Annotated in this window: 19 protein-coding genes, 1 tRNA gene and 1 pseudogene; 9 read left to right on the plus strand and 12 right to left on the minus strand. The window is 70.3% G+C overall.

All coding sequences use genetic code 11. The features are described from left to right. Positions 1 to 6: 6 nt before the first annotated feature. The 5 genes from ACWF62_RS11790 to ACWF62_RS11810 form a co-directional block, all read right to left on the minus strand. Positions 7 to 417, minus strand: a complete 411-nt coding sequence (locus ACWF62_RS11790) for an acyl-CoA thioesterase (protein ID WP_378570644.1) — start codon at positions 415 to 417, stop codon at positions 7 to 9. Between the two features lie 6 nt (positions 418 to 423). Continuing rightward, positions 424 to 2,097, minus strand: a complete 1,674-nt coding sequence (ettA, locus tag ACWF62_RS11795) for an energy-dependent translational throttle protein EttA (protein WP_378506465.1) — start codon at positions 2,095 to 2,097, stop codon at positions 424 to 426. Between the two features lie 72 nt (positions 2,098 to 2,169). Beyond that, entirely contained in the window at positions 2,170 to 3,306 is a 1,137-nt protein-coding gene (locus ACWF62_RS11800) for a lipase family protein (RefSeq protein ID WP_452630140.1), read from the minus strand. A 93-nt stretch (positions 3,307 to 3,399) separates the two neighbouring features. After that, positions 3,400 to 3,846 carry a single-stranded DNA-binding protein gene (locus tag ACWF62_RS11805; RefSeq protein ID WP_452630141.1) on the minus strand — a complete coding sequence of 149 codons (447 nt, stop codon included), beginning with the start codon at positions 3,844 to 3,846 and terminating at the stop codon, positions 3,400 to 3,402. A gap of 181 nt (positions 3,847 to 4,027) precedes the next feature. Next, positions 4,028 to 4,645 carry a TetR/AcrR family transcriptional regulator gene (locus tag ACWF62_RS11810; protein ID WP_452630142.1) on the minus strand — a complete coding sequence of 206 codons (618 nt, stop codon included), beginning with the start codon at positions 4,643 to 4,645 and terminating at the stop codon, positions 4,028 to 4,030. Here ACWF62_RS11810 and ACWF62_RS11815 point away from each other — a divergent pair. Further along, a pseudogene (locus tag ACWF62_RS11815) lies at positions 4,619 to 4,831 on the plus strand (oxygenase MpaB family protein); the annotation flags it as partial. The gene ACWF62_RS11810 and the pseudogene ACWF62_RS11815 sit on opposite strands and share 27 nt — an antisense overlap. A 21-nt stretch (positions 4,832 to 4,852) precedes the next feature. Here the strand turns inward: ACWF62_RS11815 and ACWF62_RS11820 are convergent. Further along, entirely contained in the window at positions 4,853 to 6,883 is a 2,031-nt protein-coding gene (locus tag ACWF62_RS11820) for a cytochrome c oxidase assembly protein (RefSeq protein ID WP_452630143.1), read from the minus strand. Positions 6,884 to 7,007: 124 nt separating this feature from the next. Between ACWF62_RS11820 and ACWF62_RS11825 the strand changes: the two genes are divergently transcribed. From ACWF62_RS11825 to ACWF62_RS11835, 3 genes are all read left to right on the plus strand, one after another. Next, positions 7,008 to 7,081: transfer RNA gene (locus ACWF62_RS11825), tRNA-Arg, on the plus strand. Between the two features lie 385 nt (positions 7,082 to 7,466). After that, positions 7,467 to 7,592: a hypothetical protein gene (locus ACWF62_RS11830; protein ID WP_378506459.1), complete on the plus strand. Its 126-nt coding sequence runs from the start codon at positions 7,467 to 7,469 to the stop codon at positions 7,590 to 7,592. A gap of 286 nt (positions 7,593 to 7,878) precedes the next feature. Beyond that, complete coding sequence (locus ACWF62_RS11835; protein WP_378506458.1) at positions 7,879 to 8,568, plus strand: hypothetical protein; 690 nt, start codon at positions 7,879 to 7,881, stop codon at positions 8,566 to 8,568. Between the two features lie 8 nt (positions 8,569 to 8,576). Here the strand turns inward: ACWF62_RS11835 and ACWF62_RS11840 are convergent, their stop codons facing one another. Both ACWF62_RS11840 and ACWF62_RS11845 read right to left on the minus strand, forming a co-directional pair. Next, the gene (locus tag ACWF62_RS11840) at positions 8,577 to 8,738 is read right to left on the minus strand and encodes a hypothetical protein (protein WP_378506457.1); all 162 of its coding nucleotides are present in this window, start codon (positions 8,736 to 8,738) and stop codon (positions 8,577 to 8,579) included. A gap of 108 nt (positions 8,739 to 8,846) precedes the next feature. After that, the gene (locus tag ACWF62_RS11845; protein WP_452630144.1) at positions 8,847 to 10,244 is read right to left on the minus strand and encodes an FUSC family protein; all 1,398 of its coding nucleotides are present in this window, start codon (positions 10,242 to 10,244) and stop codon (positions 8,847 to 8,849) included. A gap of 74 nt (positions 10,245 to 10,318) precedes the next feature. On the opposite strand from ACWF62_RS11845, the gene ACWF62_RS11850 reads away from it, so the two are divergent. Then, entirely contained in the window at positions 10,319 to 10,822 is a 504-nt protein-coding gene (locus tag ACWF62_RS11850; protein WP_452630145.1) for a MarR family winged helix-turn-helix transcriptional regulator, read from the plus strand. A 118-nt stretch (positions 10,823 to 10,940) separates the two neighbouring features. Here the strand turns inward: ACWF62_RS11850 and ACWF62_RS11855 are convergent, their stop codons facing one another. The 3 genes from ACWF62_RS11855 to ACWF62_RS11865 form a co-directional block, all read right to left on the minus strand. After that, on the minus strand, positions 10,941 to 11,717 hold the full coding sequence (locus ACWF62_RS11855; RefSeq protein ID WP_452630147.1) for an HNH endonuclease family protein: 777 nt from the start codon (positions 11,715 to 11,717) through the stop codon (positions 10,941 to 10,943). A gap of 123 nt (positions 11,718 to 11,840) precedes the next feature. Further along, a complete protein-coding gene (locus tag ACWF62_RS11860) occupies positions 11,841 to 12,806 on the minus strand; it encodes an endonuclease/exonuclease/phosphatase family protein (RefSeq protein ID WP_452630148.1) in 966 nt (321 codons plus the stop codon). A gap of 47 nt (positions 12,807 to 12,853) precedes the next feature. Beyond that, positions 12,854 to 14,086 carry a PucR family transcriptional regulator gene (locus tag ACWF62_RS11865; RefSeq protein ID WP_452630150.1) on the minus strand — a complete coding sequence of 411 codons (1,233 nt, stop codon included), beginning with the start codon at positions 14,084 to 14,086 and terminating at the stop codon, positions 12,854 to 12,856. Positions 14,087 to 14,314: 228 nt separating this feature from the next. Between ACWF62_RS11865 and ACWF62_RS11870 the strand changes: the two genes are divergently transcribed. Continuing rightward, positions 14,315 to 15,136 carry an alpha/beta fold hydrolase gene (locus ACWF62_RS11870; protein ID WP_452630151.1) on the plus strand — a complete coding sequence of 274 codons (822 nt, stop codon included), beginning with the start codon at positions 14,315 to 14,317 and terminating at the stop codon, positions 15,134 to 15,136. Then, entirely contained in the window at positions 15,133 to 15,711 is a 579-nt protein-coding gene (locus tag ACWF62_RS11875; RefSeq protein WP_452630152.1) for a DUF4203 domain-containing protein, read from the plus strand. Before ACWF62_RS11870 ends, ACWF62_RS11875 begins: the two co-directional genes overlap by 4 nt. Here ACWF62_RS11875 and ACWF62_RS11880 read toward each other — a convergent pair. Further along, a complete protein-coding gene (locus tag ACWF62_RS11880) occupies positions 15,687 to 17,006 on the minus strand; it encodes an MFS transporter (protein WP_452630153.1) in 1,320 nt (439 codons plus the stop codon). The genes ACWF62_RS11875 and ACWF62_RS11880 overlap by 25 nt on opposite strands. Before the next feature lie 104 nt (positions 17,007 to 17,110). On the opposite strand from ACWF62_RS11880, the gene ACWF62_RS11885 reads away from it, so the two are divergent. Next, positions 17,111 to 17,638 (plus strand): PadR family transcriptional regulator, encoded by a 528-nt coding sequence (locus ACWF62_RS11885; protein ID WP_378506448.1) that lies wholly within the window; start codon positions 17,111 to 17,113, stop codon positions 17,636 to 17,638. After that, positions 17,628 to 19,703, plus strand: coding sequence for an oxidoreductase (locus tag ACWF62_RS11890; RefSeq protein WP_452630154.1), 2,076 nt, complete (start codon positions 17,628 to 17,630; stop codon positions 19,701 to 19,703). The genes ACWF62_RS11885 and ACWF62_RS11890 overlap by 11 nt, the downstream gene beginning before the upstream one ends. Positions 19,704 to 19,736: the final 33 nt, after the last annotated feature.

Consider the following 19,736-nt stretch of genomic DNA (forward strand, 5'->3'; position numbering starts at 1 on the left):
CGGATGCTACGAGGTCACGTCGACCGGGGCGTGCGTGCGCAGTTGCTCACGGATCCGGTCGGGCAACGGAACGGCCTGCTCGGTCACCGGATCGAACGCGACCATCACGCTGTCGACCTCCGCGCACACCGCGCCGGTGCGGTCCCGCATCACCTGATGCACTGCGAACGAGGAGGTGCCCACCTTCGGGATGGTGAGCTCGACGGTCAGCGGCGCCGTCTCGTCCGTCACCGGACGCAGGTAGTCGAACGAGAGCTTGCGCACCACCAGCGGGTGGAGCGGGCCACCGATCGTCACGGACTCCCGGAAAAACCGCACCCGGGACTCCTGCGCGTACTCCGCGTACAGCACGTTGTTCACGTGGCCGAGACGATCGGAGTCGCCCCAGCGCACCTCGATCTGACAGGTGTGTGCCATCGCGGATCAGTCCCTCGTCAGCTTGCGGTGAGTGACGCGGTGCGGGCGGGCGGCTTCGGCACCGAGCCGCTCGACCTTGTTGGCCTCGTACGCCTCGAAGTTACCCTCGAACCAGAACCACTTGCCCTCCTCGACGTTGCCCTCCCACGCGAGGATGTGGGTGCAGGTCCGGTCCAGGAACCAGCGGTCGTGGGAGATCACGACGGCGCAGCCGGGGAACTGCTGTAGCGCGTTCTCCAGCGAGCTCAACGTCTCGACGTCGAGGTCGTTGGTCGGCTCGTCGAGGAGGATCAGGTTGCCGCCCTCCTTGAGGGTCAGCGCCAGGTTCAGGCGGTTGCGCTCACCACCGGACAGCACCTCCGACCGCTTCTGCTGGTCCGGACCCTTGAAGCCGAACGCGCTGACGTAGGCGCGCGAGGGCATCTCGTTCTGCCCGACCTCGATGAAGTCGAGGCCGTCGGAGACGACCTCCCACACCGTCTTCTTCGGGTCGATGTTCGCGCGGGACTGGTCGACGTAGCTCAGCTTGACCGTGTCGCCAACCTTCACGCTGCCGGAGTCCGGCTGCTCCAGACCGACGATCGTCTTGAACAGCGTGGTCTTGCCGACACCGTTGGGGCCGATGACACCGACGATGCCGTTGCGCGGCAACGTGAACGACAGATCCTTGATCAGGACCCGGTTCTCGAAGCCCTTGTCGAGGTGGTCGACCTCGACCACGACGTTGCCGAGGCGCGGCGGCGTCGGGATCTGGATCTCCTCGAAGTCGAGCTTGCGGTGCTTCTCGGCCTCGGCGGCCATCTCCTCGTACCGGTCGAGGCGGGCCTTGTTCTTCGTCTGCCGGGCCTTCGCACCCGAGCGGACCCAGGCGAGCTCCTCCTTGAGCCGCTTCTGCAGCTTCTGGTCCTTCTTGCCCTGAACCTCGAGGCGCTCCGCCTTCTTCTCCAGGTAGGTGGAGTAGTTGCCCTCGTACGGGTGCAGCTTGCCGCGGTCGACCTCGCAGATCCACTGCGCGACGTGGTCGAGGAAGTAGCGGTCGTGGGTGACGGCGAGCACGGCGCCCGGGTACGAGGCGAGGAACTGCTCAAGCCAGAGCACCGACTCGGCGTCCAGGTGGTTGGTCGGCTCGTCGAGGAGCAGCAGGTCCGGCTTGCTCAGCAGCAGCTTGCACAGCGCGACGCGGCGGCGCTCACCACCGGACAGGTGCGTGACGGGCTCGTCGGCGGGCGGGCAGCGCAGCGCGTCCATCGCCTGCTCGAGCTGGGAGTCGACGTCCCACGCGTCGGCGTGGTCGAGCTCCTCCTGGAGCTTGCCCATCTCCTCCATCAGCTCGTCGGAGTAGTCGGTCGCCATCAGCTCGGCGATCTCGTTGAACCGGTCGAGCTTGACCTTGATCTCGCCGAGGCCCTCCTCGACGTTGCCGCGGACGGTCTTCTCCTCGTTGAGCGGGGGCTCCTGCATGAGGATGCCGACGGTGGCCTCCGGGTCGAGAAACGCCTCACCGTTGGACGGCTGGTCGAGGCCGGCCATGATCTTGAGGATGGAGGACTTGCCGGCGCCGTTCGGGCCGACGACACCGATCTTGGCTCCCGGGTAGAAGCTCATCGTGACGTCATCGAGGATGACCTTGTCGCCGTGCGCCTTGCGCACCTTCTTCATCGTGTAAATGAACTCCGCCATGCGCACCAGCGTATCGGGAGGACAGGTGCCGCCCCAATCCACGGCCCGGCGGTCACACCACGGTGCGCGGCCTCACCGCATCACCCCGTCGACGAACACCGCGGCGTCGTCGAACGCCGCCGCCGGGGTGCCCAGGTGATCCGCGGACGGGTACACCCGGAAATCGACGTCGGTCCGGGACGCCGCGAGCTGCCCGGTGAACACCAGGGTGAGCGGGATCGGCACCACCAGGTCGACGGCGCCCTGCCCGAGGAACAGTCGGCGGTCGTAGCCGCCGGTCGGCACGCCGAGATACTCGGTCAGGGCCGGCCGCAGGTCGTGCAGCGGCCGGGAGAACAGGTCACCGACCGACGCGCCACCGAGGTACTCGTTGAACTCGAGGGTGCATACCCGCTGCGCGATGGTCGCGAGTTCGCGGCCCCGGGGCGAGAGGTAGGAGTCGATGTTCAGGTCGGGGCGCGCGGACCGCAGCCCCGCCATTGTGAACAGCGTGAACTTGGTCAGCCCGGCGACACCGATGTTCGGGATGCCGGGCCTACCCAGCGCGAACACCTGGTCGAGGTTGATCGGTGCACCGAGGGCGACCGCGCCGCGGTAGTCGAGCTCCGGCGCGTACGCGGTGGCCAGGTGGGCGGTGCTGAGGGCCGCGTGCCCGCCCTGCGAGAGGCCGGCGACCACCCAGCGCGGGGAGAGCGCGGGGACCAGCTGCCGCCCGGCGCGCACCATGTCGATCACGTCGTGCGCGGCCGCGACACCGTCGAGGTACGCGAGCTCGCCCGGGGTGCCGAGGCCCGCGTAGTCGGTGGCGACGACCGCGTACCCGCGCCGCAGCCACCGGTCCATGAACTCCGCCTCCACCGCGGTGCCACCGACCGCGGACGGCGCGCACTGGTCGGCGAGGCCGATGGTGCCGTGCGCATACGACACCACCGGCCAGCCACCCGGCGGGGCCTGCCCCTGCGGCACATACACCGCCCCGGAGCTCAGCCGGGGTGCACCGCGGTGATCGGCGGTGCGATAGGTGACCCGGTACCCGTCCGCCGCTCCGGGGAGCGCGGCCTGCGGGGGCAGCGGCCGCGTGTCGACGACGCTGCCGGGTCCGTCGGCGGGCGGGGCCGCCGCGGCCGGTGACGTCGCGATCGGGGCCATCCCAACGAGCGCCGCCGTCACCGCCGCCAGCAGTGCCGTCCTCCATCGCATCCCAGGCATCCGTGCCTCCTGTCGGTGACCGATCCGTGCCGATCTGATCACGGTAGGCGCACACCGGGCCCGGGTCCGGGTTTCGGGACATCGCGTCCGCGCTCACCCGACGACGGCGACCTCCGCGTTCACCGCCTCCGCGCCCTCGTCGGGATCGTCGAGCCCGTCCGCCTCGGACGGCGGGACCTTCGATGTCCGGTCGAGTTTCGCGGTGCAGCGGGCGAGGTCGGGGCCGACGGCGGTTGCCCGCATCTCGAGGTCGGATCGTTCGACACCATCCCGGTTCGTGTACTCGTTGGTGCGCAGCTGGCCGTACGCGATGATCGGATCCCCCTTCATCAGCGATGCGCCGACGCCCCCGACCAGTCTGCGCCAGCAACTGACGGTCAGGTAGAGCGTGCCGCCGTCGGTCCACTCCCCCGACGCCTGGTCGAACCGCCGGGCATTGCTGGCCATCCGGAAGCTCAGCACCTCCTCGCCCGCATTGGTGGATCGTTTCACCGGATGGGTGATGACGGTGCCGACCACCGCCGTGTGCGTCTCGTACATGTCCGTCCTCCTGTTCCGGGGCTGGTCGCCCCCACCGACCACCGTGCCCGGGAGCGGGCCGATGCGGGAGGGGCCAACGGCGCGTTGTGGACAACCCGCGAATCGCTCCACAGCGGGGACGGATCACCGGTTCGCGGCGCGACCGTCGTCGGTGGACTGTGGTAGCGCGACCACCGCCGGGTCAGGGGGCAGCGGCGGCGGGGACGAGACCCGCGAGGGCCTGCGCATAGGCGGCCAACCGGTCACGGGTGTACGTCTCGGGATCACTGACCGCGAGCCTGCCGAGCATCTCCGCGAACGACATCATCGTGTGCCCAAGCAGCTCCGCGTCGAACCCGGCGAGCGCCGGTTCCAACCCAATGCCGATGCGCGCCAAGTCGACCGCGCGGTCGAGGATCGCCGCCCGCGCGGTCCGCAGATGGTCGCGGTATTCGCTCGGTGCGTCGTCGGGTCCGGTGAGGATCAGGCGCCACCGGGTCGGGTTGTCGAGCACCACCCGAACGAACGCGGTCACGGTGCCGCCGTACGCGGCGGCCGGTCCGGTGCGGGTCAGATCGGTGGGCAACGTGTCCAGCACCTGAGCAACCGCACGCTGGTACTCACGGTCGAGCAGCGCGGCCACGAGATCACCGCGGGTGCGGAACACCGTGTACAGCACCGGTTTTCCGACGCCCACTTCCGCGGCGACCGCCTCCATGCTCAGGTCATGCAGACCCGACCGTCGGGTGACCTCGAACGCGGCGTCGAGAAGTTGCTCGCGGCGCTGCGCGGGAACCCGGCCAGCCAGCTGTGGATCCACATCACCGGATGGCACTCGGTCCTCAAGTGCTACGAGATGTTCGGCCCGGCTGCGCTCTCACCCGCGGAGGAGTCGCGATACTGGGCCGACTGCGTGACGGCGGCGGAGCTGCAGACCTGCAGGCCGGCCGACGTGCCGAGGTCGTCAGCCCGGCCGAGGCCAGGGAGCGGCTGCACGCGACCCCGGCCTGACCGACCGGCGACGCGGCTACTTCCAGCCCTCCCGATCGCGGCGCGCCAGTTCCGCGAACATCGCGTTATGGGCGGCGAGGTCGGCGTCGTCGTCGCGGTCCGCGGCCCGGTCGATGCGCTTGGCAACCTTCCGGTCGGACCGCGACCACTGCACCAGCAGGGCGAGCATCACCAGCACCAGCGGAATCTCCCCGGTCGCCCAGGCGATGCCGCCGCCGACCTTCTGGTCACCGAAGAGGTCGTCGTTCCAGCCCAACGCCAGCGACCGGTAGTACCAGCCACCGATGACCTCCATCGTGCTCATCAGCGCGATCCCGAAGAACGCGTGGAACGGCAGCGACCCGAACACCATCGCCAGCTTCGTCACCGGCTCGATCTGGCGCGGCGCCGGGTCGATCCCGATCACCACCCAGTAGAACAGGTAGCCGCTGAGGATGAAGTGCAGGTTCATCAGCAGATGCGCACCGTGCGAGTCCAGCGTCGAGCCGAAGATCCCGCCGAGGTAGAGGGCGTAGAAGCCGCCGACGAACAGCACCGACGCGACCAGCGGGTGCGTGACGAAGCGGGAAAACCTGCTGTGCAACGCCGCGAGCAGCCATTCGCGCGGGCCCGGCGCACCGTCGGGGCCCGCCGGCTTGAGGGCACGCAACGCCAGGGTCATCGGGCCACCGAGCACCAGCAGCACCGGCGCGAGCATCGACAGCGCCATGTGGGCGCCCATGTGGACGCTGAACACGGCGGGCGCGTACCGGCCGAGCCCGGACGAGGTGCCGATCAGCAGGGTCGCGCAGCCGAGCAGCCACGCGACGGTCCGGCCGATCGGCCACGCGTCCCCGCGCGCCTTCAGCCTGCGGACACCGATCACGTACCAGACCGCGGCGATGATCGCGGCGGTCCCGAAGATCAGGTCGAATCGCCAGTCGAACATCAGCCGGGCGACGGTCGGCGGACCGTCCAGGTTGTAGCCGAGCTGCACCTCCGCGGGAGTCGGGCGGATGTCCTCCGGCGGGGGCGGGGTCCTGCCGAGCCCCACCGCGAGACCGATCGTCGCGGCGAACACGATCGCCTCGCCGCCCGCGAACCGGACCAGCGCACCGCGCGAGGTCGGGTCGGCGGCCAACGCGGGCAGCGCCCGTCGCCGCTGCAGAAACCCGAACACGCCGAGAATCACCAGTGCAACCGTCTTCGCGACGAGCAGCCACCCGTAGGTGCTGGTGAACAGCTCGTCGAGGGGCAGCCGGACCAGGCCGTTGATCACCCCGGAGAACGCCATGATCACGAACGCCGCCGTCGCGATCACCGAGAACCGGCGGGCCGCGAGATCGGTGTGCTCACCGCCGCGGCGGGCATGCACCAGCAGCGCGAACAGTCCACCCGCCCACAACGATGCCGCGACCAGGTGCCACAGCAGGCTGTTCGTCGCCATGTCGTGGGAGCCGCCTGCCGACGAATGCCCCGTCAGCGCGAGCGGGATCAGGGTCACGATGCCGAGCCCGAGCACCACCGGCGTCCAGTTCCACCGCAGCAGCATCCGCGAACAAACCGCGAGCAGGATCGCCAGGATCGCCGTGTTCCGCCACGCCCCGGCCAGCTCGATCTGCGGGATCGCCTTCCACAGGTTCTCCGGCTTCAACGCCTCCGCGAACGGCTGCCCCGCGGTGTCCGACACCGTCAGCGGGACCAGGACCAGCGCACACGCCGCCCACACGATCGCCGCATTCGACGCGGTCCGCACCGCCCGGTAGCCGCCGACATCGAGGACACCCGACTTCTGCGGCGGCACCAGGAACGACGCCAGCAGCAACGACCCGATCGCGATCACCGCCGCGACCTCGCCGATCGCCTTCACCGCCGGCAGCCCGTACGTCGTCAACGGTCCGGGGTCGGGGATACCGAGCCGGACCAACGCCTCCGACGCCGACAGCCCAACGATGATCGCCGCGACCAACCCGGCGATCAGGCCGAGGGTGACGAAGATGGGGACCGCGCTCTCCCCCGCCCGACGGGACGGTGGTGCTTCGGAGTGGGCGAGCTCGGGTGATGCCATGACCACCAGGGTAGGAGGCGGCGGAGTGTGAACCACGCCCAGGTTCCACCGCGCCGCCGTGTGCCGGTCCGACCCGCCCGCCCGCAGCCGGTAGACTCCTGACCCGATCCCACGCCGGGGTCATGCCTCCGTAGCTCAGTTGGATAGAGCAAGAGCCTTCTAATCTCTAGGTCGCAGGTTCGATTCCTGCCGGGGGCACACAGTGACACTGCCGGCCTCCGGCCGGGTGCGCGCCAGCGTGAGGGTTCGAAGGCATTTCACGCAGGCGCACTGTGTCACTCCCGACCTCCGGGGCGTCGTGCCGTTCACCAAAGCCCGACCCGTGTGACGTGAAACACTATGCGGTACGACTCCGATAGACCGGGTTGAGGTGAGTCCCATGCCCGAACATCACACCGGCCGCCCCGGCCCGCACATCCTCGAGAACCGTCCGACCGCTCCGTGCCGGTCGCCACCGCGCTGACGATCGTCCCCGACCCGGTGGCGAGGACCGGACGCATCGCGCGCTCCGACCGATGCGTCCGATCCGTCGCACCGATGCTCGCAACCCCTCTAGGTGAAGGTGCAGAGAACCATGGAATTCATGACACAACTCATCGGCGTGCTCGACAAGCTGCTGGACGTGATGGGCAAGATGCAGGGCCCAGGCGGAGGTGGCGGCGGCGCCGGAATGGGCAGCCTCGGCAGCCTCGGCGGGCTCAGCGGCTGATCACGCGGCGACGGCCCCGGCCCACCGGCCGGGGCCCTCGCCGTGTTTCGGGTCGTCTCGACCCGGCCGCGATTCGCCTGCGCGCACGATTCGTGCGCGGTAAAGTCGACTCCTGAATTTGCCGCCCCCGCACAGGCGTCGGCGGAGTGTCAGGGCACTTCGGACAGCCTCGTTCCCGAAGCAACCCCCGGTGATTTCGCGTCGATAGGCCCCGCGAATCGCAGATCGCTGTCGCGTCCGTGAGAACCGCCAGATCAGTTCCGATCAAATGGGGATCGCCATGAAGATGGCCACCACTCTGGTCATGCCCGTGCTCGTCGCAGCAACCATCGTCTCCGGCGCGGGCACCGCGTCCGCGCAATTGCCCGCGCCGCCACCACTGCCCGCGCTACCCGACCTACCCGACCTACCCGCGCTGCCGCCGTTGCCGACGGTGTCGCTGCCGGAACTGCCCGCGCTGCCCGCCCCCGACCCGGTGCCGGTGGACCTGCCCGCCGTGCCGGTGCCCGCCGTGGAGCTCCCCGCGGTGCCCCTCCCCGATCCGATGCCGGTCGCCCTTCCGCCGGTGACGCTCCCCGACCCGATCCGGGTGGACCTGCCCGCACCTCCCCCGCCGCCGCGGGTACCCACGCTCGACGAGGTCGCGACGATGCTCGGACTGCAACCGCCGCCGACCCCCGCGATGGTCACCGCACAGTTCGCGGAGCAGACGTGGCCGGACAACGAGCCGAAGCGGGAGGCGTTCAACGAGATGACGAACGAGATCACCATCGGCTGGAACAACGGCGGTCAGCAACGCATGATGCTCGGCTCGTTCGTCGGCCTGGCGATCGGCTGCGTGTCGATCTTCCCGAACTTCATGGCGGGCTGCATGCTCGGCAACCTCATCGGGGCAGGCGTCGGCGCGGTGGTGGGCATCGACGAGGGGAACCCGAAGGCACGCCCGTCGGTGGAGAAGTTCTTCGCGACACCGTGACCCGCGCGTCAGGCGCGGCGGACCACCGTCAGCTTCGACACCCGGGAGGAGATGCGTCGGTCCTCGCCGTCGCGGAGCAGCGCGATGCCGGACCGGATCTCCTCGACCACCCAGGTGCCCGCCGTGTCCGAGATGTGGACGAGGTCGCCCGTCTGCACCGTGTCACCCATCGCATCCTCCGCCTTCTCGCGCCGCAGCGCGGACGCGTCGTGTGTTGTCGTTGCCGACAATTATCACGTGGCGCTGCCCCGCCGCGGCGGACTGGGGCGGATTCGCCGTCACCGACCGGCCAGGTGCGCGCGGTCCGCCCGGCTGATCGTGACGGCAGCGACGATCACCCCGACCACCACACCGACCAGGGTGTCGACCACCCGACTGACCGCCGTCCCGGTGTCGACGGTGGCACCGAGACCGATCACGAGCAGGGCCATCGGCGTGACGAACAGTGAGCACAGGGCGTAGTTCCGGGTGGCGGTCACCTCCGCCGCGACCTGCAGCACCGCGATGACGACGACGCACTGCCAGTAGCCGAGGGACAGCGCGATCAGGGCCGCCGCGATCACCGCGCCGCCCACGTTTCCGAGCAGTCGCTGGATTGCGCGCTGCACCGTCTGCCCGTAGGTCACCCCCTGCATCGCGGCCATCGCACCCATCGACGCCCACAGCGGATGGTCGAATCCCAGTTCCGCAGCCAGCCAGCCGGCGACGGCGGAGGCGACGACGATCCGGGCTGCGTACTCGGTCACGGCGCGGGTGCGCAGGCCCGCGACGCCGACCGCAACGAACGATGGCGGGCGGGGCAGCGGCGGGGCGCCGGTCCCGGCTCCGAGGATGGTGCGGTGCCGCTTCGCCTTCCGCAGTTCGGCCTCGTGCCGCACCACCTCGTCGAGTCGTCTCGGGTCGCCGAGTTCCCATTCGTCGAGTGCGGCGTCGGCCTCACCGAGGATGGCCGCGAGGTCGCTGGCGTTGGTGTGCCCGGTCGACGTGGCCGTCAGTACCAGCTTCTCCCTTGCCGAGGTGATCGCGTCGCGGGCGGCCGCGGGATCCGCGCCTGCGGGCACCGCGGCAGCGGCGGCGAGCGCCCGTGCCACCGCGAGCCGGGCGGGTCCCCAGGGCAGGAACAGCAACGGAACCAGCGCAACGCCGAGGCCGACGGTCGCGCCGACCGTCGAACTCACCAGCGCAACAGCGAGATCCGCCGCGGACGCGGTAGAGCCGACGGCCGCGGTCGCGGCGAAGACGAGGATCACCGGGCCCGGTCCGGCGATGCGGAACGCGGCGAGCACCGCTGCGGCGGCGCCGGACAGCACCGCGATCGACGCGATCTGCGCCCACACCGGCAGCCCCGCCAACGCGATCAGGCCGCCGACCAGTACCGACGAGACGACAAGGATCCCGACGGATCCGACCTTCTCCGCCGTGCGGCGCAGCGGGTCATGGCGTGCGAACGCCGAGGTGAGGGCGCTCAGGACCGCGAGTCCGGCGACGTCGCCGTGCCCGGTAAGCCCGAAGACCACGAGGACCAGCGTCGCGGCCAACCCGACCCGCACCGAGACGGCGAGGGTCGCGTCCGCGGGTCGGACGACGAAGGCCCGCCGCCAGGTCTCGGCGGACACCGTGTGGGCGAGGGCGTCACGCGTCCGACGGGGGCGGACGATCGGGGTTCGGGTCGGCATCGCCCAACGATAGCAATAGTTCACTAGTAAACTACATATGAAATAGTATGACCTCGGTCGCCTACGATGACCTCATGCCACCCAGCGCGCCCGGCGAGGACTTCATCGACCACGTTCGACGACAGTGGTCCCGAACCCACCCGGAGGTGGACGCCGCCCCGATCGAGGTCATCGGCCGCATTACCCGGATCGGGTCACTCGCGCTGCACGAGCTGGACCGCGCCCTTGCCGGCAGCGGCGTCTCCCGGGTCGAATTCGAGATCCTCTGCGCCCTCGCCCGCAGCGATCGACCCCTCCGGGCCAGCGAGGTCACCACCGCGACCATGACGAGCGGCGCGTCGACGACCAAGCACACCGACCGCCTGACCCGCATCGGCCTGGTCGAGCGACTCCGCTTCGAACGCGACGGCCGGGTGGTGCTCCTGCAGCCGACCGACGCCGGGCGCGCACTGGTGGACCGCGAATTCCCCGCCCGGGTGGAGCGGGACCGGCGGCTGCTCGAGGGCCTCGACGCCGACGAACAGGCCACCCTCGCGGGCCTGCTGCGCCGGGTCGCGGGGAACTTCGCCGCTCCCTGACGCGATGAACGGGGGTTCATGTGCCATCGCCGTCCGGGAACTGGCACATGAACCCCCGTTCAATCCGTGGCCCGACCACCGAGATGACGTCGCCGCGCCGGGAGCCCGACCACCGGGATCATGCGATCTCACCGCGCTGCCCGCACTCCCCGACCGCGGTCCGCAACGCCGCCCGCTCGGCGGTGTCGACGGTGAGCCCGTACTTCACCTTGATCCGGATGTACGAGTCGACGTACCCGCACCGAAACCCGCCGGGGGGCAGGTAGTCGGCGGCGTCCTGGTCACCCTTCGACCTGTTGGCCGACGGATCGGAGGCCATCAGGTTCTGCGCGTCGTTCGCGATCGCCCGGCGGGCAACCTGGTCGAGTGCGCGCGCGCCCGAGCGCCACGCCTCGGCCAACGGCACGATGTGTTCCGCGTCGACCGCGGAGGGGTCGGTCGTCCACCGGTACTCCCTGAGCGCACCGGTGTCACGGTCGAGGACGCCGTACCGGTCGAGCCAGCCGCCGTCCCTGCCGACCGTCAACCGGCAGGTCTTCGGGTCGAGGCGCACCGATCCGGACGCGTCCCGGAGCATCATCACGTCGCGGGTGGTGCAGCGGGTGTACGCCGCGAACTCGGGGCCGAATCCGTGCTCCGGACGGTTGGTGTCCCAGTGCGGGAACCGGTCCCGGCTGTAGCCGTCCATCGACGCCTCGGCCGCGACCCGCAGCCGAGCGAGCTGGTCGGCGAGATCGCCCGCAACCACCTCCGGCGTCGACCCGGAGTCGTTGCGCTCCCACTCGTCGAGCAGCACGTAGCCGACGGCGACGAGCACCACGACCAGGAAGGACAGGGCCGCGCGCAGCATCGGGCGCACGGTGCGCGACAACCGCGCGTTGAGGGACGGACGCACGGATATCTCCTGGACGCTCTGACGGGACGGCAGAGTATCGCCCGAGGCGATCCGAATCTGGTGACGGCGCGCGGATCCCGCCCCCGACTGTGATGCAGATTACCCACCCGGCGACGTCCCTCGTCACGGGTGGCCGGGCACCATGATCCGGGCCAACACCCCGCGGTGGTCGGAGCCGGGCAGGTCGACGACGTCGACGTCGGTCGCGGTCGCGCCCGCGACCAGGATCCGGTCGATCGACAGCAGCGGCGGCAACCAGCGGTCCGCCGGATAGCTGCGCAGCACCCCGGCGCCCGCCTGCTCGGCGGCGTCGCGAACACCGTCGCCGAGCAGGGCACGGAACTGGGCGTGATCCCAGGTCGCATTGAAATCCGCTGCCATGACGACGGTGTCGGCGTCGGTGCGCAACCCGTCCAGGATGCCGTGCAGCCGGTCCAGTTCGTCGGCCCAGGTCGGCGTCTGGTGCCGCGGCCACGGCGGCACCGGATGTGCCGCAAGCACCGTCAGCGAGTCGCCGCCGGGCAGCGTCGCCCGCGCGGAGAGCGCGGCCATCGCAAATCCGGGGTGCTGCACCTGCTCCGACAGCGGGTATCGGCTCCAGATGCCGGTGCCGTCCGCACCGGACGCGGCGGGTCGCACGTAGCGATAGGGCAGCAGCTCGTCGAGACCCGACGCGGTCAGCCCGTCCATCGCCGCTACGGTCAGTTCATTCACGGCCATCAGGTCGACGTCACGCGAACGCACCTGCGCGACAACCGACTCCGGATCCGCCTTCCCGAACTCGATGTTCGCCTGGAGGACCGTCAGCCCGCGCTCCGGGTTCGCGCCCGACCCGGCGTCGTGCACGTACAGCGGCGCCTGGGTCCAGGCCGCCCCGGCGGCGACCGCGGTCGCGACCGCGAGGCCGAGTCGATCCCGGACGGCGAGAAACACCAGCACCGCCACCACGATCCCCGATACCAGGTAGGGCGCGGCCGCGGCCGCGACGACGACCGGCGCCGAGGTCACCGGCACCAGGTGCGCAAGGACACCCGCGGCCGCCGCCGCGACCGCCGCCCATCCGACGACGAGTGCGCCCCAACGAATCACCCGGGTCGACGACCTCGTCCGCCCGGTATCACGCCCGGGGATGAGGGTCACTCGGGGACCCGTCGCGCCACCAACGCCGCCCCGATGTGCGGCAGGTCGGCGGGGTCGGAGGGGTTGAGCCCGGTCAGTTCGAACACCCGGCGCATCCGGTAGTCGACCGTGTTCGCGTGCACCGCGAGGGTGGCCGCGGTCGCCCTCCGGTTGAGCCCACTATCGACATAGGTCTCGAGGGTCTGCATCAGTTCCGGCTTCCCCACCAGCGGTGCCAGCAGCGCAGCCAGTTCGCGTTGGGCGGCGCTCGGCCTGCTCAGTTGGTACTCGAGCAGCACGTCCGACAGCCGGTACAAGCCGGACGGACGACCCGACCTCGCCACCAGCGCAACGATTTCCGCGGTCTGCTCGACCGCCGACGGCACCCCCGCCGGCGTCGCGACCGCCCCGGCGACGTGGAAGTCGGCGCCGAGCACCCGCCCGAGCCGGTCGACGACGGCCCGCAACTGCTCCCAGTCCGGGGCGCTGGCCGGGCACGGCACCAGCGCCAGCCCCCCGCCGCTGTCGATCACCGTCAAGGCAGGCTCCCCGGTGATCCGGTCCAGTTCGGTCTGCACCCGGCGCAGCTTCCGGCGTCCGGCGACGGTTCCACTGACCCCGGAACCGCGCTCGTCGTCGTTCTCGCCGATCGTCAGGGTCAAGGCGAGGTAGTGCGGGGCCAGCCGCAGCCCGGTGCGGTGCACGACGGAGTCGAGGTCCTCCCCCGCGACCAACGCCGACATGAACGACCGCCGGCCCGAGTTCGCCTGGCTCTCCATGCTCTGACGTTCCTCGAAGTAGGCGGCGCTCACTGCGATCGTCAACCGGCGCAGGAAGTCCAGGATCATTGTCATCAGCGTCTGGACGTCATCGATGTCGTCCGGGCCCGCACCGTCGAGCAGTTCGCCCGCCGCGAGACCGATCCCGGCGTGGTAGGCGTGCAGCACGGCATCGAGCGGCACCCCCTCCTCGGCGCGGCGGGCCGCGGAACTGCGCTGCTCGACGAGTTCGGAGTCGCGGGCCCCGCGACGCTCGCGGACCAGGGTGGCGAAGAGTTCCATGTTGCGGAGCACGATGTCGGAGATCTCCCCGTGCACCGCTTCCCGCGGCAGCGCCCGGTAGATGGGCAGCTCGTCCATCAGTCGGCCGATCACGCGGGCGGTCAGGTCGGGGGCGGCGTTGGACAGCCACTGCGCCGCCGGCCTTCCCGCGATGCGCAGCGGCGGTACCACCCGGTTGTCTACGGTCACGGATTCCTCCCAATACCGGACATTACGGAAAATCTACTGCGTCGCTCCTGTCTGGCTACCACGCAGCGACCCGGATGTCACCGCGGGACCCGCTCCCGGCGTGGCGTCGCCGCGCTCGCCCGAACCGCGAGGGTCCTGACGTAGGGTTCGAAAAACACCAGGTCGTCGCCGATCCGGCGGTGACAACGACGGACGGCGGAACGTATGGATGCGGTCGAGAAGTCAGCGATGACCGTCGGAGACTACACATACGACGTCACCCTCGCCGGACCGGCGGGCGGAGCGCCGGTCGTGTTGTTGCACGGTTTCCCCGAGACGGCCGCCTGCTGGAACCCGATCCTGCCTGCCCTCGCCCGCGCGGGATTTCGGCTGATCGCACCGAACCAGCGCGGGTACTCCCCTGGCGCGCGCCCGGCGGGTGTGGAGCACTACGCGATCGACGCACTCGGCGGCGACGTCCTTGCCCTGCTCGATCACCTGGATCTACGGTCCGCGCACCTCGTCGGTCACGACTGGGGCGCCGCGGTCGCCTGGTGGACCGCGGCCAACCACCCGGACCGGGTCCGTTCCCTGACGGCGGTCTCGGTGCCGCACCCGGCGGCGTTCGGGTGGGCACTGCGCACGGACGACGACCAGAAGGCCCGGTCCCGCTACATCGGCGTGTTCCGGAATGGAAACTCCGCCGAGCAGGTCCTGCTGGCCGACGGCGCGGGGCGCCTGCGCGAGATCTACGCGGGCGTCGACCCGGCCCTCGTCGACGAACACGTCCGCGTCCTCACCGAGCCGGGCGCCCTCACCGCTGCCCTGTCCTGGTATCGGGCGATGGGGCGCGACTTCGCGGAGACCCCCGCCGTCCGGGTACCGACCACCTATGTGTGGAGCGACGGGGACGACGCGCTGGGCCGGGCGGGCGCCGAGAAGTGCGCCGAGTTCGTCACCGAGCCCTACCGATTCGTCGAACTCGACAGCGTCAACCACTGGGTGCCCGAACAGGCACCCGAGAGTCTTGCGGCCGCGATCATCGCCCGCGTGGAAGGAGTGTCGGCATGAACGGAATCGTCATCGTCCTGCTGGGCGCACTGCTGTGCTTCTACGGCATTCGCTCACTGCACCTGGCCGTCCTCGCCTCCGGATTCGGGTTGGGCTGGCTGGTCACCGACCTATTCACCGCCGCGTTCTGGACGCTCGTACTCTTCGGCCTGATCGGGGCGGCCGCGGCGTGGGTGCTGACCACCCTCGTCTTCAAGTTCTCGGCGTACTTCATCGGCGGCATCTCGGGCGCCATGGCAGGCGCGAAGCTGGCGGACGCGCTGCAGCCAGGCGAGAACAACTGGGCGCTGAGCTGGATCGTGATTCTCGCGCTGGCGGTCGCCGCCGCCTTCGTCGCGGACAAGTACCGGGCGCGGGCGCTGCTGTGGCTGACCTCCATCGGTGGCGCAAGCATGATCCTCAGCGGCCTCGGCACCATGACCGGCGCGCTTGAGTTCCTCGCCCACCCCGACTCCGGTGTCCAGCAGGTCACCTCGACCCTGGTGTGGATCGCGTTGGCCGTCGCGGGCTGGATCGTCCAGCGCCGACTCTTCCCGGAGAAGCTGGGGCTTCAGCCCACCGACTCGCGGCGGTAGGGCGCGCGGACGGCCAGCAGCGCAGCCAACCCGACGGCGAGGACCACGAGCAGCCCCAGGATGCCTGCCCGGTCGCTGCCGAACATCCACGCGAACAGCCCGAACAGGGTCGGCGACAGGAACGACACCGCCCGGCCGGTCGTGGCGTAGAGGCCGAACATCTGGCCCTCCCGCCCGGCCGGGCTCAGCCGGGCCATGAACGTGCGGGCCGCGGACTGCGCCGGCCCGACGAACAGGCACAGCAGCAGGCCGAGGATCCAAAACGCGACCGGCCCGGACACCGCCAGCAACGCGGCACCCACCGCGAGCATGGACGCGAGCGAGGTCACGATCACCGACTTGGGGCCGAATCGGTCGTCGAGGCGTCCGGCCACCAACGCGCCGACCGCCGCAACAACGTTGGCGGCGACACCGAACAGCAGCACGTCACCGGACGCGATGCCGTACACGTTGACGGCCAGCACCGCGCCGAAGGTGAACACGCCGGCGAGCCCGTCCCGGAACAGGGCGCTGGCCACCAGGTATCCGACCGTGCGGCGGTCGTGCGCCCACAGGGCGGTCAGGTCGCGCCAGAGCACCCGGTAGGAGCCGACGAAACCCGGCCCTGCGGCCGCCGCCTCGCGCCGCGGCACCTCCGGCACCGCGAACAGCACCGGCACGGCGAATACCGCGAACCACACCGCAGCGAGGACCACGACGGTCCGGATGTTTAACCCGCCGTCGGTGCTCAGTCCGAACAGTCCCCGCGCGGGCCCGTCCCCGGCAATGAAGCCGACGTAGCACACCAGCAGCAGCACAATCCCACCGAAATAGCCCATCGCCCAACCGAACCCGGATACCCGTCCGATGCTGTCCGGCGACGAGACCTGCCGCAGCATCGCGAAGTACGGCACCTGCGCGAGCTCGAAGAGGACCGACCCGACACCGAGCAGCACCAGACCCAACCACAGGTACCGATGGTCGTCCCTGACGAAGAACATCGCCAGCATGCAGCCGACCACGGCGGTGGTGAGCAGCGCGAGCGAGCGTTTGCGGCGGCCGGTGGCGTCGGCACGCTGACCGGTGACCGGGGCGAGGACGGCGATCAGCAGCCCCGCCGCGCCGAGGGACCAGCCGAGCCAGCTGCTCGCCGACACCGAGCCGGGGAGGTCGTCACCGACCGCGTCGGTGAGGTACACCGAGAAGACGAAGGTCACGATCACCGCGTTGAAGGCGGCGGATCCCCAGTCCCATAGCCCCCACGCAACGACCTGCCCGCGCGTGGCCACCGTGCCGTCGTCCACCGCCATGCTCATGGCGCGAGCCTAGGCCAGGAATCTGGTGCCGTCGCCGAGGGAAACACCCGACCACGGTTATGCACCTTGTTGCATAGTAGCGTGGTTGCATACATACTCGGCGGGTGGCACTCGAACACGCGCTCCTGGTCTCGCTGTCGGAACAGTCGGGCTCCGGATACGAACTGGCCCGCCGATTCGACAGGTCGATCGGCTTCTTCTGGAGCGCCACCCACCAGCAGATCTACCGCGTCCTCAAACGCATGGACGAGTCCGGGTGGGTGACCGGCGAGACGGTCGGGCAGGAGCGTCGACCGAACAAGCGGGTCTACCGGGTGTCCGCGGCCGGTCGCGCCGAACTGGCGCGCTGGATCGCCGAACCGACCGAGGTCGGGGATCTGCGCAACGAACTCGCCGTGAAGATCCGGGCCGCCTCCCTCGGCGACCTCGACGACGTGCGCGCCGAGGTCCTCCGGCATCGGGACGGCCACGCCCGCCGCCTCGAGGTCTACCGCATGATCGAGAAGCGCGACTTCCCCGCCCCCGACCGACTGTCCGGCACAGCACTGCACCAATACCTGGTGCTGCGCGGCGGCATTCGTGTCGAGGAGGGATTCACCCAGTGGTGCGAGGAGATCCTCGATGCCCTCTGACCCCGTGCCAGCCACCCCGACCGGAAGGCCCTCCGTGACCGCGCCCTACCCGCACCTGCTGTCGCCGCTCGATCTCGGCTTCACCACCCTGCGCAACCGGGTGGTGATGGGGTCGATGCACACCGGCCTCGAGGACCGCACCCGCGACGTGCCGAAACTGGCCGCCTACTTCGCCGAACGGGCCCGCGGCGGGGTCGGGCTGATCGTCACCGGCGGTTACGCCCCGAACCGGACCGGCTGGCTGCTGCCGCTCGGGGCCGACCTGATCACCCGCAGGCAGGCCGCCCGACACCGGGAGATCACCGATGCCGTGCACGCCGAGGGCGGCAAGATCGCGCTGCAGATCCTGCATGCCGGCCGCTACTCCTACCAGCCGTTGAGCGTGTCCGCGTCGTCGATCAAGGCCCCCATCAACCCGTTTCGCCCGCGAGCGCTGACCCGCCGCGGCATCGAGACGACGATCGACGACTACGTCCGCTGTGCGCGGCTGGCCAAGGAGGCCGGCTACGACGGCGTCGAGATCATGGGCGGCGAGGGCTACTTCCTCAACCAGTTCCTCGCGCCACGCACCAACCGGCGCACCGACGAGTGGGGCGGCTCGCCCGAGAATCGGCGGCGCATCGCGGTGGAGATCGTCCGCCGCACCCGTGCCGCCGTCGGCGAGCACTTCATCATCTTGTTCCGGCTGTCGATGGCCGACCTCGTCGAGAAGGGGCAGACCTGGAGTGAGATCGTCGACCTCGCAAGGGAACTCGAGAACGCTGGCACCACAATCCTGAACACCGACATCGGCTGGCACGAGTCGCGCGTGCCCACCATTGTCACGTCGGTCCCCCGCGCGGCGTTCGCGGAGTTCAGCGAACGACTCGCCAGCGAGGTGCGCATCCCGGTGTGCGCGTCGAACCGGATCAACATGCCCGAGACCGCCGAGGACATCCTGGCCCGCGGTCCCGTGCAACTGATCTCCGCGGCGCGCCCCCTGCTCGCCGACCCCGACTGGGTGAACAAGGCCGCCGCCGACCGCGGCGACGAGATCAACACGTGCATCGCATGCAACCAGGCCTGTCTGGACCACGCGTTCGCGAACAAGCCCGTCTCCTGCCTGCTCAACCCGCGCGCCGGGCGCGAGACCGAGCTGGTGCTCGGCCCCACCCGACGCCGCAAGTCGATCGCGGTTGTCGGCGCGGGCCCGGCCGGACTGTCGGCGGCGCTCGGGCTCGCGCAACGCGGCCACGAGGTGAACCTGTTCGAGGCGGGGGGCGAGATTGGCGGCCAGTTCGCGATTGCCCGTCGCATCCCCGGCAAGGAGGAGTTCGCCGAAACCATCCGCTACTACACCCGCAGCCTCGAGGTCGCGGGCGTCAAGGTGCATCTGCACACCCGGGTTGACGCCGCGACCCTGATCGACGGCGGTCACGACGAGGTGGTGCTCGCCACCGGTGTCACCCCGCGCATCCCTGCGATCGACGGCATCGACCACCCGAGCGTGCTGTCCTATGCCGAGCTGGTACGTGAGGGGAAGCCGGCCGGCGAGCGGGTCGCGGTGATCGGCGCGGGCGGGATCGGCGTCGACATCTCCGAGTACCTCACCCACGCGCAGTCCCCGACGCTCGACCTGGCCGAGTGGAACCGCGAGTGGGGCGTCACCCACGACGAGGCGGCCGCAGGCGCGCTCACCGAGCCGATCGTCACACCGTCCCCGCGCCGCGTCTACCTGCTGCAGCGCAAGAGCACCCCGATCGGCGCCGGCCTCGGCAAGACGTCGGGGTGGGTGCACCGGGCGGCACTGAAAAAGAAGGGCGTGCACCAGCTCTCGGGCGTCAACTACGAACGGATCGACGACGAGGGCCTGCACATCAGCTTCGGGGAGAAGCGGGAACGACCGCAGACGATCGCCGTCGACACCGTCGTCGTCTGCGCCGGGCAGGAACCGGTCCGCGAGCTCGAGTCCGCGCTGATCGCCGCCGGGATGCCCGTGCACGTCATCGGTGGCGCCGACGTCGCGGCCGAACTCGACGCCAAGCGGGCCATCGACCAGGGCACTCGGCTCGCCGCGACGCTGTAGTACCGCGGGCGCCCGGCCGCGGCACCGCATGCA

Source organism: Rhodococcus sp. NPDC054953 (assembly GCF_053609225.1).

Excerpts from the sequence above, each read along its gene's own strand:
- ACWF62_RS11790 (WP_378570644.1), bottom strand. The coding sequence starts at position 417 with ATGGCACACACCTGTCAGATCGAGGTGCGCTGGGGCGACTCCGATCGT.
- ettA (WP_378506465.1), bottom strand. The coding sequence starts at position 2,097 with ATGGCGGAGTTCATTTACACGATGAAGAAGGTGCGCAAGGCGCACGGC.
- ACWF62_RS11800 (WP_452630140.1), bottom strand. The coding sequence starts at position 3,306 with ATGCCTGGGATGCGATGGAGGACGGCACTGCTGGCGGCGGTGACGGCG.
- ACWF62_RS11805 (WP_452630141.1), bottom strand. The coding sequence starts at position 3,846 with ATGTACGAGACGCACACGGCGGTGGTCGGCACCGTCATCACCCATCCG.
- ACWF62_RS11820 (WP_452630143.1), bottom strand. The coding sequence starts at position 6,883 with ATGGCATCACCCGAGCTCGCCCACTCCGAAGCACCACCGTCCCGTCGG.
- ACWF62_RS11830 (WP_378506459.1), top strand. The coding sequence starts at position 7,467 with ATGACACAACTCATCGGCGTGCTCGACAAGCTGCTGGACGTGATGGGC.
- ACWF62_RS11835 (WP_378506458.1), top strand. The coding sequence starts at position 7,879 with ATGGCCACCACTCTGGTCATGCCCGTGCTCGTCGCAGCAACCATCGTC.
- ACWF62_RS11840 (WP_378506457.1), bottom strand. The coding sequence starts at position 8,738 with ATGGGTGACACGGTGCAGACGGGCGACCTCGTCCACATCTCGGACACG.
- ACWF62_RS11845 (WP_452630144.1), bottom strand. The coding sequence starts at position 10,244 with ATGCCGACCCGAACCCCGATCGTCCGCCCCCGTCGGACGCGTGACGCC.
- ACWF62_RS11850 (WP_452630145.1), top strand. The coding sequence starts at position 10,319 with ATGCCACCCAGCGCGCCCGGCGAGGACTTCATCGACCACGTTCGACGA.
- ACWF62_RS11870 (WP_452630151.1), top strand. The coding sequence starts at position 14,315 with ATGACCGTCGGAGACTACACATACGACGTCACCCTCGCCGGACCGGCG.
- ACWF62_RS11875 (WP_452630152.1), top strand. The coding sequence starts at position 15,133 with ATGAACGGAATCGTCATCGTCCTGCTGGGCGCACTGCTGTGCTTCTAC.
- ACWF62_RS11880 (WP_452630153.1), bottom strand. The coding sequence starts at position 17,006 with ATGAGCATGGCGGTGGACGACGGCACGGTGGCCACGCGCGGGCAGGTC.
- ACWF62_RS11890 (WP_452630154.1), top strand. The coding sequence starts at position 17,628 with ATGCCCTCTGACCCCGTGCCAGCCACCCCGACCGGAAGGCCCTCCGTG.